Raw genomic sequence first — 14,362 nt, 5'->3', positions numbered from 1 at the left:
ATTAAGTAACATAATTGTGTAAAAATAATGAGTCATTTTATTCACTCTTGGCAACACTGTTTTCAACCACGATAAACAATGAAAAGAGGAATATAAATGACTCAAGTACAGTTTAACCTGAATATGGATGTTTTAAAAGAAGCCATTGTAAATTCCAACCTTGATATGGTTATTAAATCAGCTGTTGTCCTAGTATTAAACGAATTTATGGAAAAGGAAAGGGACGATTATTTACGGGCTGCTCCTTATGAACGAGCTGTTGAACGCCGTGACTATCGAAACGGTTATTATGAGCGTGAACTTATTCTGAGCATCGGTACCTTGTCACTTAGGGTCCCACGGACACGCAACGGTGAATTCTCAACCACCGTCTTTGAAAAATATGCCCGGTGGGATCAGGCGTTGGTTCTTTCCATGATGGAAATGGTCATCAATGGCGTTTCTACCCGGAAAGTTACCAATATTGTCGAACAACTTTGCGGCAAAAACGTATCCAAGTCGTTTGTATCATCACTTACGCAAAAGCTTGATCCCATTGTAAACGATTGGGCTAAGAGACCCATAAATACAACATACTACCCTTTCGTTTTCGTGGACGCCATGTATATTAAGGTACGTGAGCACCAAAGTGTAGTTTCCAAGGCAGTTTATATTGCGACCGCTATTACTGAGAAAAACACACGTGAAATACTCGGTTTGAGTGTTGACCATGCAGAAAGCCACGAAAGTTGGAGCCGATTCTTCCAACAGCTAAAATCACGCGGCCTTCAATCCCCCAAGCTAGTCATCTCTGATGCCCATCAAGGTCTTCAGAAAGCGATACAGCGTGATTTTATTGGGACCACTTGGCAAAGATGTAACGTCCACTTCAAACGGAATATCTTTGATAAACTGCCAAAAAAGGACTCAGCTGAAATCAAAATAATGATCAAACGTGTATTTGAGGCAGTGACTTTTGAGGATATCCGCCAGTTCAAAGGTGAGCTGATGAGCAAGTTCGCCGGAGAACCAAAGTTTGAAAAGGCACTTGCAATCTTGGATGAAGGGTTCGAGGATACCATCCAGTACATGAACTTCCCGGAAAATATCCGATACCACATCCGCAGCACCAATTCCCTGGAACGGTTGAACCAGGAGGTTCGCAGAAGGGAAAAGGTCATTCGTATTTTTCCCAACAATCAATCTGCGTTTCGTTTAGTTGGTGCCGTTCTCATGCAATATCAAGATACAGTTTACGCAAAGAGAAAATCGCTAAGGTGAATAAAGTGGGAGGCATTTTCAGCTAAACTTCCATCATGGATGGTTCCATATCCGGTAAGGGATGTCAAATTGAAAACCATTTGACATCCCTTACCGGATATGAAGGTAAAAATCCATGGAAGTTTCGCTAAAAAAATGAAAGGGTATAGGTTGAAAGCACTTGCCAGTGATTTTACACAAAAATAAGGACTTGACTTGTCTACTTGGATGTTAGAGTGGATTTTGGGTACGAACGTCGAAGTAGAACCCGTCTACTTGGATGTTAGAGTGAATTTTAGGTACGAATGTCGAAGTAGAACCCGTCTACTTGGATGTTTGAGTGAATTTTAGGTACGAATGTCGAAGTAGAACCCGTCTACTTGGATGTTTGAGTGAATTTCAGGTATGAATGTCGAAGAAGAACCCGTCTACTTGGATGTTAGAGTGGATTTTGGGTACGAACGTCGAAGTAGAACCTGTCTACTTGGATGTTAGAGTGAATTTTAGGTACGAATGTCGAAGAAGAACCCGTCTACTTGGATGTTAGAGTGGATTTTGGGTACGAACGTCGAAGAAGAACCCGTCTACTTGGATGTTAGAGTGGATTTTGGGTACGAACGTCGAAGAAGAACCTGTCTACTTGGATGTTAGAGTGGATTTTGGGTACGAACGTCGAAGTAGAATCCGTCTACTTGGATGTTAGAGTGAATTTTAGGTACGAACATCGAAGAAGAACCCGTCTACTTGGATGTTAGAGTAAATTTTAGGTACGAACGTCGAAGAAGAACCTGTCTACCTGGATGTTAGAGTGGATTTTAGGTACGAACGTCGAAGAAGAACCTGTCTACTTGGATGTTAGAGTGGATTTTAGGTACGAAAGTCCAAGTAGAACCCGTCTACTTGGATGTTAGAGTGGATTTTTAGTCCAGACCCCGATGTAGAATCGGCCTCCGTAGGAGTTTCGCGAATATTTAAGCTCAAACCCCGATGTAGGAGCGGTCTCCGTAGGGGTTTCGCGAATTTTTAAGCTCAAATCCCGATGTAGGAGCTGTCTACGTATGGGTTTCATGATTTTTCAAGCCCAAACCCTGATGTAGAAAGACTCTACGTCGCCCTTCCCTCCAAGTGCATTTTTCCTTATTCGTCCCAGATATCCAAATTTAGCTATTGTATTTTGAAATATTATAGTGTTATAATGTGCTAGTGTGATAATATGGTAACGTGCTAAAGTGAATGAACGAATTGACAATCCAATAAAGGTGGTTTTTTTATATGAAACGTCTACGTTTAGTATCTATGGTTCTAGTGATTGCAGCGGTATTTTCTGCTTTAACAGCTTGCTCGAGTAATACTACTGGGGCAAAGGAAAAGGGTGATCAAACCCTGGTCATCGGCATCGACGATAAATTTGCTCCGATGGGATTCCGTGATGAGGATAATAATATTGTAGGTTTTGATATTGACTACGCGAAAGCAGCTGTAGAAAAAATGGGTGCCAAGCCTAAGTTCCAACCAATCAACTGGAAAACGAAGGAATCAGAACTAAGCAGCGGGCGCATTGATTTTATCTGGAACGGCTACACTATCACTGATGAACGGAAGAAAAAGGTTCTTTTTACAAAGCCTTATTTAATAAATGCTCAGGTTGTGGTCACCCTGGCTGATTCTAAGGTATCCAAACTGGCTGATTTAGATGGCAAAGTGGTCGGACTTCAATCTCTGTCCTCTGCATCGGATGCCTTGGAGGCAAACCCAATTAAAGCGAAGATTAAAGAAGTAACTGAGTTCTCCGATAATGTAATGGCCTTGAATGATTTAAAAAGCGGTCGGCTAGATGCTGTCGTGATTGACGAAGTAGTCATCGATTATTACATGTCAAAAGAAAAGGGCACGTTCAAAGTGCTTGATGAATCTCTTGCACCTGAAGAATATGGTGTAGGTGTGAAAAAAGGAAACGAAGAACTGTTAAACAAGCTGCAAAAAGCATTGGATGAAATGAATGAAGACGGAACTGCAGCTGAAATTTCAACCAAATGGTTTGGCGAAGATAAAGTTTTAAAGTAATGAAATAGGGAACAAAACAGGATTCCGACGGGACCCTGTTTTGTTTTAAAGGTAAGAAAGTAGAAAATTTTTGGACTTTGAGAATTGTCTAGCTCCAGCGCCCTAGCGGCTAGTGTCCTTCGCTCTCCGCCCTACGATAAGTCAACATCGAATCGCCTCCGGCTCTTCGTGTTTCCTTTATCTCAGTTGGAGAGCTCCAGGCCATACGCCGCTGACCAGGGCGCTTGCGCTTTTCTTAGGAGGAATCCTGTATGTCGTTTGATTATATACTAACCATCCTTAAGCCGATGCTTGAAGGGGCACAGATGACGATCCTGTTGTTTGTCATTGCCATTATCTTGTCGATTCCGCTGGGCTTTTTATTAACGTTAGCTGTAAAAAGCAGCTTCAAGCCGCTATCCTGGCTGGCACAAGCCTATATTTATGTGATGCGCGGGACACCGCTATTGCTTCAGTTATTAGTGATCTGTTTTGGTCTGCCGATGATTCCGGGAATCGGCGAATATTTGGTGCTTGACCGCTTTGTGGCTGCTTGTATCGGTTTTATTCTCAATTATGCTGCTTATTTTGCTGAGATTTTCCGCGGCGGGCTGTTGGGGATTGATAAAGGACAATATGAGGCTGCACAGGTCCTCGGCTTCAACAAATGGCAGATGATGACGCGCATTATTATGCCGCAAATGTTTCGGATTGCCCTGCCGGCTGTGGCAAACGAATCGGTGACACTTGTCAAGGATACGGCCCTGCTTTATGCCGTAGCGGTTCCGGAATTATTGCATTTCGCGGAGACCGCAGTGAATCGTGATTTTACCATTATTCCTTTTGCTGTGGCGGGTGTTATTTATCTACTGATGACACTAGTATTGACGCTGATCTTTAAATGGATTGAGCGACGGTTTCGGTTTGAATAAGGAGGGGGTGTGAAGATGGCAATCATTGAAGTTTCGAATCTCAAAAAGTCGTATGGAGATCTGGAAGTGTTAAAACAGATTACCTTTGATGTTAATAAAAACGATGTAGTGGCTGTGATTGGCCCCTCCGGATCGGGGAAAAGCACGATGCTTCGGAGTCTTGTCCATCTGGAAGAGATCAATGCCGGCAGTATCCGGGTTTCCGGTGATTATCTTGTAAAGGACGGTATGTACGCAAAACCGCAGGAAATCAAGCAGATTACCGCCAAAATGGGGATGGTGTTCCAGCATTTTAATCTGTTCCCGCACCTAACGGTCAAAGAGAATTTGGAAATGGCACCAAGGTTAGTGAAAAAGGAGTCCGCAGCTGTTATTCGGAACCGCAGTACCGAACTGCTTGGAAAAATCGGCCTTACGAACCGTGCAGATGCCTACCCAGCGCAGTTATCAGGCGGTCAAAAACAAAGGGTAGCCATTGGCAGGGCCTTGATGATGAACCCGGATATTCTGCTTTTCGATGAGCCAACTTCGGCACTGGACCCCGAGTTAACCGGCGAAGTCCTGCAGGTGATGAAGGAACTGGCCGAAGAACACATGACGATGATCGTGGTCACCCATGAGATGGGATTCGCCAAAGAAGTCGCCAACCGGGTGATCTTTATGGACAATGGCGAAATTATCGAATCCGGTCATCCTTCTGAGGTGTTCACCAACCCGCAATTCGATCGGACGAAAGCATTCTTAAACCGTTGATGATAACAAGAAAGCGTGCTTTGCTTTCTCTTCATTTTACTAAGTATTCAAAAGGGTTCAGTCCCGCTGCTTATTGCTGCGTAACTGAACCCTTTCTTTATGAAAATGGTAAAAAGAGCATCATTCCCATGTTTTATTGAAGGGATCGCAAGGTCATGTGCTGGCCTCTTTTTCCTTCAAGGGTTAAGGTTACTGTTTTCCCTTGGTGGGCAAATAATTCATTGATCATGTTGCCTGCTGCTTTTGCGGCATAGGTACTGCCATCTGCCGTGATAAAGCGGAAGGTTCCGTTTGCGTCTACTCCTGTGATGTGGGCAACTACTTTTAGTTGATTAGGCGTAGAGGCAGTCCCAGCAGGGATGTTGATTTTTTGGCCAATCTTCAACTTTGTTGGCTCGACAGTTGGATTCAGTGCTTGAATCGATGCGACAGAGACGCCCAAGGCCTTACTGATTTTTGTATAGGTATCGCCGCCTTTTATCACATACACGGTTGAACTTATTGATGTGCCGCTATTGCTCGTTGAATCACTTTGTGTATTCGCGGGCTTGTTGTTCGTTAAATAGGCTGCGCTAACATATGCTGCTTTGCCGTTGAACTGAATCTTAGCCCAGCCATTCGAAATGGATGTCACAGCTACACGGTCATTTAGTTTTAATGAACCTAGTACTGCGCTGCTTGTAGAAGCTGCTTCCCTGACCCTCAACGATGTTGCGGTGACAACCATTGTTTTTACTTGAGATTCCACTGCTGGTTTTTGTAAAAGATACTCAGCACTCACAAAACAAACTCGGCCTTTAATCAGAATGCCGGCCCATCCGTTTTCGATGAAGACAACCTTGACAACATCGTTTTTTTTATAAGATCCAATAATACTGCTTGCCGTGTTTGGCTGGGAGCGGACATTGAGTGATATGGCGGTAACCGTTCTATCTTCTACTTTTGGCAAAAGAATTTTTTTACCGTTAATGGAAGTCAGCCCGTTTGCTTCTAAAATTTCCTGTGCTGTGACACCATGGGCCGCAGCGATTGTTTCAATTTTTTCACCACTTTTTACCTGATACGTGTATTCTTGAATATATGCCGCATTCGCAGCGGTTGAGGACAGGCCCAGGACAACGGTAAAAATGCCGGTCACGATTAGTTTTTTAATTGCACTGTTTTGAATCCATTGATGAACCTGTGAAACATATGTATTCCAATTTCCGCGTATGTCCTTTAAGAATCCTTTGACATCCAATACATTTCGAATATCAAACTGGACACTTTTATAATATTCGCGTTTTTCCATCCTTGAAGTGAAGGCGGGCACACTTTTGGTTTGCATGCTTTTTCCGTGTGTTTCTTTCCTGCTTCGTGTTAACTCGCCATTTACCAATAATTCTTCAGTCAAAATAATCAGTTCTCCTATTCACTCTTTATCGCAGAACCACAGCGACGGTTCTGCCGGCTTTTTTCATGGGTGGCACGTCCATCCGTTTTTCCTATATAACAGCTATCAAAATAATCCTTCCTCTGTAATATTCGATGCTCGGTGTCATTTTCTGTCCCATATTTGTCATAATTAGTCGAAAATAGATGATGTTGGGCCTATTACCATGTTTGGTGGAAGGGATTTTGGTTGCGATGTGTTCAGTTCAGTGTGATTAAAATTGACTAGAAGTTACTTCAGAAGATGGGTGTAGGATTCCTAATTTAATCAAACGATTGATTAGTAAACGGTTTGACAATAAATTAAAAAAAGACCAAAAAAAGACCATGGTGACGGTTACTGGCTTTTTTTGACCGGCTAATTCGGATAGAACTGATGGGATTATTCATTTTTGCACCTTTAAAGGGAATTCATCGTCCTTAGTTCAGTGCTCCCGCAATTGCAATTAGACTACGAATATACCGAAAAGCAGTGATGTAGTCATCTGTTTCAAAGCGGTGGGTTGTCGAGTTCACTCTTTCGACGATTGGCAGAATTCCAGCTGCATCAGCCAAACCTGGATGTAGGTAAGTGACCTCGATCTGGAAGGGACCATTTATTGTTACAGGCTGTATCTTATGAAGACACGAAAGTGATTCAACTGTTTTTTCCTTGATTAGGCATCGCGCTTTCTTTGGGCTTAAATTTTTTGCTGTTTGCCGATTGATTGTGTGTTTGACGACAGCCGTTTCAATTCCAGGAATGAAGTCCATTGCTTCTTGGGCGGCGTACTGACATCCCGTGACAAGGGCAACAGGCACCCCGAAAGCCCCGGCGATTCCCGCATTCAGTGCGATTTCACCCATATCTTCGTTATTGACTTTTATATTTCGAATTACCCCTCCATGAAAGGTATGATTCAAAATACCGTCGTTTCCCATCCTAGAGTGATATCCTAAAAATAAAGCTGCATCAAACTCCGAACTAATCCCTTCCATCATCGCAAGTGTTTTCGGGGAACCAGTGATATACTCCGCATCTGGGTGCATAGCTTCGGGGATCAGGTTACGCATCGTTCCATGTGAATCATTCACAACAATTTCTGTAGCACCTCCTAATAAGGCACCTTCGATACATGCGTTTACCTCTTCGGTCATCAGCATTCTGGCCCGATCATGTTCCCGACCGTCCCGTGTGGTATGTTCAAGATGAACGACTCCGGCTACTCCCTCAATGTCCGCAGAAATAAAAACTCTCATACTTATTACCCCCTATTAAAACCTATTTATTAATAATTCTACATTGGTGCTGTATTTCCCTTTTAAAAAAATAGGTTGAAATAGGTTGAATTATATAATATGATTAACGAAAGATTCTGAAAAATGATAAAGGAGAGGTGCAAAGTTATGTATCCATCAAAACTAGTAGATGTATACCGCGGGGGAAGGGTAGAAAGTTCCCATTTCGGACACATAGCTGTCGTTAATTCGGAAGGTAAATTGTTATATTCGCTTGGTGATCCAAATCGGGTAACGTACGCTCGGTCTTCTGTGAAGCCTTTACAAACCATTCCGGTAGTGGAAACAGGAGCATCAGATCACTATGAGCTGAGTGAAGCGGATATTTCGTTATGTTGCGCTTCACACAGTGGGGAGTCCCAGCATACGGATCGGGTACTGGAAATTCTTGGACGAGCAGGAATTGAAGACAGTTCTTTAAAATGTGGAACCCATATTCCACACTCGCAGGATACATATAAGAAATTAATCGCAGCGGGCAAGGATCTCACTCCTTTATATAGCAATTGCTCTGGCAAGCATACAGGTATGCTGGTGACCGCTAAGCATATGGGAGAAACGCTTGAAGATTACTATCTGCCCAGCCATCCAGTACAACAAAGGATTTTGAAAGCGATTTCTGAAGTGGCTGATTATCCAATTGAAAAAATAGAAATGGGAACAGATGGCTGCGGTGTACCTGTCCATGCCCTGCCGCTAGAACGGTTTGCCTATGCTTTTGCCAGAATGGCCCGCCCTGATTCTTTAGGAGAAGAAAGAGCCAAGGTCGCGAATCGAATTACAACTGCCATGATGAAGTATCCCGAGATGGTAGGCGGAACGGACCGTTTCTGTACTGATTTTATGAAAGCGGCTGAAGGCCGTTTATTTGGGAAAGCAGGAGCAGAAGCTGTCTACCTGCTTGGGGATAGGGAAACGGGAATCGGGATCGCGATTAAGATAGAGGACGGAAATGGACGAGCCGCCTATCCTGTCGCTCTAGAAACTCTGAGACAACTTAACCTCATCACTGAAGAGCAGCTCAACAAAGTTATCCATCATTACCGCCCTGTTCTGAAGAATACCCGCCAAGAAAATGTGGGTGAAATGGTACCATCCTTTTCGTTACATAGGTGTTAAGGCACTTTTGTAAATAAAAATGTTCAAGGGGGAAATAAAATGGTAAAAAGAAAATACCTGACCGCCGTTCTTACAGGATTCATGGCCATAAGCCTTGTGCTTGCAGGCTGTTCAAGTAAGTCTGGTTCGTCGGAAGAAAGTCAGAAACCGAAAACAGTGACAAAGCAAAAAGAACAACCGCTTGCGAAAAAGGACGGAAACGGCCTTACGATTGCCATCAAGGATAACCTCGTCAGCATGGATCCGCAGGACACGAACGATACGTTGTCCGGTTCCGTCCAAGCAACGATGTACCAAGGCTTGGTTGGATTCGACAAAGATATGAAAATGGTTCCTGTTTTAGCGGAAAGCTATGAAGCTAGCGATGATGCAAAAGTATTCACCTTCAAATTGAAGCAGGGAATCAAGTTCCACGATGGTACCCCATTTAATGCGGAAGCCGTGAAGGTAAACATCGACCGCGTAGCTAATCCAGATAATAAATTAAAAAGATATAGCATGTTTGCACTAGTTGACAAAACTGAAGCAGTAGATGAGTACACCTTTAGAGTCACGTTAAAGGAACCGTTTGGAGCCATGCTGAATAACTTTGCCCATCCTGCGGCGAGAATCATCAGTCCCGAAGCTTTGAAGAAATACGGGAAAGAGGTATCCAAGAATCCAGTTGGAACTGGCCCGTTCAAATTTAAAGAGTGGGATCCAAGCGACCATTTGACTGTTGAAAAGAATCCGGACTACTGGGAAAAAGATTTGCCGAAGGTAGATAGCATCAAGTTTAAGCCTGTACCGGAAAACGGAGCGCGCGTAGCGATGTTACAAACAGGGGAAGCTGATTTTATTTATCCAGTTCCTACCGAACAGGTGGAAGCCATTAATGGAAAAGACGGTATTGTAGTAGAAAATAAACCTTCCATTGTAGCCCGTTATATGACCATGAACGCGACAAAGAAGCCTTTTAATGATGTTAAGGTACGTCAAGCGATTAACTATGCGATTAATAAAGAAGCATTCTCGAAGGTTGTGTACCGCGGATTTGGAAGCGAAATGGATTCAATCATTCCGTCCGGCCTTCAATTTTATTCTAAGCAAAAACCATATCAATATGATTTAGAAAAAGCAAAAAAGCTGTTGAAGGAAGCAGGCTATGAAAAAGGTTTTACCACTACCATTTGGGGAGCAAACAACTCAGATGCCATGAAGGCAATGGAGTTTTTGCAACAGCAATTGGGGCAGGTTGGCATTAAGGTAGAAGTAGTTCCTATGGAAGCAGGTACACTTTCGGAGAAAATTTGGTCCGTTCAGGATGCGAAAGATGCCGGAGTCGAGCTTTACTATGGCGGCTGGTCTTCTTCCACGGGGGATGCGGATTGGGGAATTCGTCCGTTGCTTGCCGGAGATTCCATTCCACCAAAATCCTATAATGTAGGCTATTACCAAAATGAAAAAGCGGATCAGCTAATTAACGCAGCTTTACAAACAGCAGATCCTGAAAAGCGCCAAGCAGCTTACGCTGAAGTGCAGAAAGTGATTTGGGATGATGCACCTTGGGCACCTCTGATTGTCGAAGATACAATCGCTGGGAAAAAGAACTACCTAGAAGGCGTATACCTGCTGCCTGATGGTTCTCTAAGTGCAAAAGAAGCAGAAATTAAAAGGTAGGGAAATAGTGGGCGATCGCTAATTAACGATTAGTGATCGCCCTATCTTGAAGACAGGACGGAAAAGGAGGCGGGTTATGTTTCGTTATATTTTAAAGCGTTTATTAGGCATCATTCCTATTCTATTGATCGTTTCCATTTTTATTTTCATGTTTGTCCATATGATTCCTGGGGATCCTGCACGGCTTGTAGCTGGTCCGGATGCAGGCCCCAAGGATGTGGAGCTTGTTCGTCAACAGCTTGGTCTGGATAAACCGATTACGACGCAGTATTTCACTTACATAGGCAATCTATTCCAAGGCGATTTGGGCGTATCGATGAAAACGAAGAGACCTGTATATGATGAGATTGCCCAAAGATTTATGCCAACTTTTTGGCTGACCGTTTGGAGTATGGTCTGGGCAATCGTTTTCGGGCTGGTAATTGGCGTGGTTTCTGCAACAAAACGGAATAAATGGCAGGATTATGCGGGTATGTTTAGTGCTGTATCAGGAATTTCTTTACCATCTTTTTGGCTGGGTTTAATGCTGATTCAACTATTTTCCGTTAAGCTGGGCTGGTTTCCAACAGGAGGTAGTGATTCTTGGAAGTCGTATATATTGCCGTCCATCACCTTAGGAGCTGGAGTAGCTGCTGTCATCGCTCGCTTTGCGCGTTCTTCCCTGATGGAAATTTTAAAAGAGGATTATATTCGTACGGGAAGAGCCAAAGGATTAAAGGAAAACGCTGTCGTGTGGAGACATGCCTTAAAAAACGCAATGATTCCCGTCATTACCATGACAGGATTGCAGTTTGGATTTCTATTGGGAGGTTCCATCGTAGTGGAGACGGTATTCAGTTGGCCTGGATTGGGACGGTTACTGATTGACTCGGTATCATTCCGCGACTACCCATTGATTCAAGCAGAAATGCTACTATTTGCTTTAGAATTCATTTTGATTAATTTACTTGTGGATATCCTGTATGGGGTAATGAATCCGCAAATTCGTTATAAGTAGTGAAAGGGGGAATGAAAATTGGCAAATAGCAGTGTAGTTATTCAATCGAATGAACAAGCGAATCAACGAGAAGTAGAGAAGGTACGCACCCCGTTTCTAGAGTTTTGCAGGAAATTTAAAAAACAGCGTTTAGCTATGGTCGCAGGGTGCTTTATTGTTTTACTGTTTCTAATTGCCCTTATAGGTCCTGCAATTGCTCCTTATTCTTCCATAGAACCGGACTACGAAAATATTTTAAGTCCCCCCTCGATGGAACATTTGGCGGGTACAGATGCTTTCGGCCGGGATATTTTTAGCAGGATTCTCGAAGGAACGAGGATTTCTCTCTTTGTTGGCTTGACCTCCGTGTTGGTAGGTGCCATTGCCGGAACCATTCTTGGGCTGATCAGCGGTTACTATGGAAAATGGATAGACAGCCTCATCATGCGATTTTGTGATGTATTATTCGCCTTCCCAGGAATTCTCTTAGCAATCGGCATTATTGCCATTTTAGGGCCGGGTCTGGGGAATGTGATTATTGCTGTAGCCATTTTCAGTATTCCGATTTTTGCACGAATTGTACGAAGCAGCACCCTTTCCATCAAAGCTACCGTGTTTGTCGAGGCAGCACAGTCCATTGGAGCAGCCCCTCGGCGGATCATCTGGAAGCATATTTTCCCAGGTACGGTGTCCAGCATTATTGTGTATTTTACGATGCGGATTGGAACTTCAATTTTAACGGCGGCAAGCCTTAGCTTTCTAGGATTGGGTGCCCAGCCTCCTTCACCCGAGTGGGGTGCGATGCTCAGCTCCGGCCGGGACTTTTTGAATACAGCTCCGCATGTCACCTTCTTTCCGGGACTCGCTATTTTCATTACCGTGCTTGCCTTCAATCTGCTGGGTGATGGATTGCGGGATGCCCTTGATCCGAAGTTAAAAGATTAATAGACAGGGAGCGATCATATGAACAACAAGCTATTGGAAATATCCAATTTAAAAACCTATTTTTTCTCAGACAAAGGTCATATACCTGCCGTTAACGGTGTTGATCTATATATAAACAAAGGGGAGACGCTCGGAGTCGTGGGTGAATCTGGCTGCGGGAAAAGCGTCACATCCCTTTCCATCATGCGTCTGCTCACAGATACACCTGGAAGAGTAGTGGATGGATCGATTCTGTTTGAAGGAAGAGATCTTTTATCCCTTTCCGAAAGTGAAATAAGAGAGGTACGCGGTAACGAAATTGCGATGATCTTCCAGGAACCGATGACTTCCTTGAACCCGGTATATAAAATTGGGCAACAGATTGGCGAGGCTGTCCAGCTCCATTTAAAGTATGACAAGAAAAAGGCCCGGGAACACGTGATCAAGATGTTGAAATTAGTGGGAATCCCGCGTGCAGAGGAGATTATTGACGAGTTTCCCTATCAGTTGTCTGGTGGTATGAGGCAGAGAATTATGATTGCTATGGCGATGTCTTGTGACCCGACACTTTTAATCGCCGATGAACCAACCACGGCTCTTGATGTGACCATTCAAGCTCAAATCCTAGAATTAATGAGGAAGCTGAAAGAGGAAAAAGGAACAGCCATTATGTTAATTACGCATGATTTAGGGGTTGTGGCAGAAATGTGCGATCGTGTCGTGGTTATGTATGCTGGAAAAGTGGTAGAGGAAGCAGATGTATTGGAAATCTTTGAACATCCAAAACACCCTTATACCCAGGGATTGCTTAACTCTGTTCCTAAGATGGGGCAGAAAACGAATCGGCTTGATTCGATTCCTGGAAACGTTCCTACACCCGGGAATATGCCGCAGGGGTGTAAATTTGCTCCGCGCTGTTCTCAAGTAATGGACATTTGTAAGGAACAAGATCCGGATCTGCTGCAAATCGCAGAAGGGCATCAATGTCGGTGCTTCCTGTATCAAAGTGAATTGGCAAGGGAGGCGTAATAAATGGCAGAGTTGTTAGTAGAATCTAAGGGTTTGAAGAAGCACTTTCCGATTAGCAAAGGATTGTTCGGCCAAAATAAATCATACGTCCGGGCTGTTGACGGAGTTTCCCTTTCCATTCGAAAAGGAGAAACACTGGGATTGGTTGGAGAAAGCGGATGTGGAAAGTCCACAACAGGACGCATGATGATGCGGCTGCTGGCACCCACGGAAGGGGAAATTTGGTTTAATGGTCAGGATATCAGCAAGTTAAACGACAAACAGCTGCGTGAAGTCAGGAAAGACTTCCAGATGATTTTTCAGGATCCTTACGCCTCCCTCAATCCTCGGATGACGGTTGGAGAAATTATTGCAGAGCCTTTGATTGTGCATAACATGATGGCAAAAAAAGAGAGAGACAAACGGGTTCACGAATTATTAGAATGTGTCGGCCTTACCCATTATCACGCAAACCGTTATGCCCATGAATTTAGCGGAGGGCAAAGGCAGCGAATTGGCATTGCAAGGGCGCTTTCCGTAAATCCGAAGCTGATTGTGGCGGATGAGCCTGTTTCTGCTTTGGATGTGTCCATACAATCCCAGGTATTAAATCTCATGCAGGATTTACAAAAAGACCTAGGGCTGACCTATCTGTTTATTTCCCACGATTTGAGTGTGGTAGAGCATATAAGCGATCGTGTAGGTGTTATGTATTTAGGTAAAATTGTGGAAATTGCCCAAAAGGAATCCCTGTATGAAAATCCGCTGCATCCATATACCAAAGCTTTAATGTCCGCCGTTCCCGTGGCCAATCCGCGTATGAAAAGAGAACGAATTATTCTCGAAGGAGATATTCCAAGTCCTTCGAATCCTCCAACTGGATGTACGTTCCATCCCCGTTGCAGGTCTTGTATGGATATTTGTAAAACAACTGTTCCTGAACTAAAGGAGATCGAACCTGGGCATTTTTCCGCATGTCATTTGTATGTATAATAGGAAT

General features: G+C 43.7%; 12 protein-coding genes. 10 read left to right on the top strand and 2 right to left on the bottom strand.

The annotated features are described in order from the left end of the window. Positions 1-96 precede the first annotated feature (96 nt). The 4 genes from ACO1D1_RS26230 to ACO1D1_RS26215 all read left to right on the top strand — a co-directional run bounded on the left by ACO1D1_RS26230 (position 97) and on the right by ACO1D1_RS26215 (position 4,967). Positions 97-1,260, top strand: coding sequence for an IS256 family transposase (locus tag ACO1D1_RS26230; protein ID WP_423337622.1), 1,164 nt, complete (start codon positions 97-99; stop codon positions 1,258-1,260). Positions 1,261-2,511: 1,251 nt separating this feature from the next. Continuing rightward, on the top strand, positions 2,512-3,303 hold the full coding sequence (locus ACO1D1_RS26225; protein ID WP_423337621.1) for an amino acid ABC transporter substrate-binding protein: 792 nt from the start codon (positions 2,512-2,514) through the stop codon (positions 3,301-3,303). Between the two features lie 251 nt (positions 3,304-3,554). After that, positions 3,555-4,214, top strand: a complete 660-nt coding sequence (locus ACO1D1_RS26220) for an amino acid ABC transporter permease (RefSeq protein ID WP_423337620.1) — start codon at positions 3,555-3,557, stop codon at positions 4,212-4,214. 15 nt (positions 4,215-4,229) lie between these two features. Next, complete coding sequence (locus ACO1D1_RS26215) at positions 4,230-4,967, top strand: amino acid ABC transporter ATP-binding protein (protein WP_423337619.1); 738 nt, start codon at positions 4,230-4,232, stop codon at positions 4,965-4,967. Positions 4,968-5,100: 133 nt separating this feature from the next. Here ACO1D1_RS26215 and ACO1D1_RS26210 read toward each other — a convergent pair whose 3' ends face one another. Both ACO1D1_RS26210 and ACO1D1_RS26205 read right to left on the bottom strand, forming a co-directional pair. Next, positions 5,101-6,360, bottom strand: coding sequence for an SH3 domain-containing protein (locus ACO1D1_RS26210; RefSeq protein WP_423337618.1), 1,260 nt, complete (start codon positions 6,358-6,360; stop codon positions 5,101-5,103). Positions 6,361-6,818: 458 nt separating this feature from the next. Continuing rightward, on the bottom strand, positions 6,819-7,637 hold the full coding sequence (locus ACO1D1_RS26205; protein ID WP_423337617.1) for a M55 family metallopeptidase: 819 nt from the start codon (positions 7,635-7,637) through the stop codon (positions 6,819-6,821). A 147-nt stretch (positions 7,638-7,784) separates the two neighbouring features. Between ACO1D1_RS26205 and ACO1D1_RS26200 the strand changes: the two genes are divergently transcribed. From ACO1D1_RS26200 to ACO1D1_RS26175, 6 genes are all read left to right on the top strand, one after another. Then, complete coding sequence (locus ACO1D1_RS26200; protein ID WP_423337616.1) at positions 7,785-8,795, top strand: asparaginase; 1,011 nt, start codon at positions 7,785-7,787, stop codon at positions 8,793-8,795. Positions 8,796-8,834: 39 nt separating this feature from the next. Continuing rightward, positions 8,835-10,454, top strand: a complete 1,620-nt coding sequence (locus tag ACO1D1_RS26195) for a glutathione ABC transporter substrate-binding protein (protein ID WP_423337615.1) — start codon at positions 8,835-8,837, stop codon at positions 10,452-10,454. Between the two features lie 76 nt (positions 10,455-10,530). Continuing rightward, a complete protein-coding gene (gene gsiC / locus ACO1D1_RS26190; protein ID WP_423337614.1) occupies positions 10,531-11,451 on the top strand; it encodes a glutathione ABC transporter permease GsiC in 921 nt (306 codons plus the stop codon). An 18-nt stretch (positions 11,452-11,469) separates the two neighbouring features. After that, positions 11,470-12,375, top strand: coding sequence for an ABC transporter permease subunit (locus tag ACO1D1_RS26185; RefSeq protein ID WP_423337613.1), 906 nt, complete (start codon positions 11,470-11,472; stop codon positions 12,373-12,375). A gap of 18 nt (positions 12,376-12,393) precedes the next feature. Continuing rightward, a complete protein-coding gene (locus ACO1D1_RS26180) occupies positions 12,394-13,383 on the top strand; it encodes an ABC transporter ATP-binding protein (RefSeq protein ID WP_423337612.1) in 990 nt (329 codons plus the stop codon). Between the two features lie 3 nt (positions 13,384-13,386). Beyond that, positions 13,387-14,355: an ABC transporter ATP-binding protein gene (locus ACO1D1_RS26175; RefSeq protein ID WP_423337611.1), complete on the top strand. Its 969-nt coding sequence runs from the start codon at positions 13,387-13,389 to the stop codon at positions 14,353-14,355. The last annotated feature ends 7 nt before the right edge of the window (positions 14,356-14,362 follow it).

This window comes from Neobacillus sp. 19 (assembly GCF_049463095.1).
Lineage (GTDB): Bacteria > Bacillota > Bacilli > Bacillales > Cytobacillaceae > Neobacillus.
Note: the sequence above shows the minus strand (reverse complement) of the source record. Positions and strands in the feature narration are given on the sequence as shown.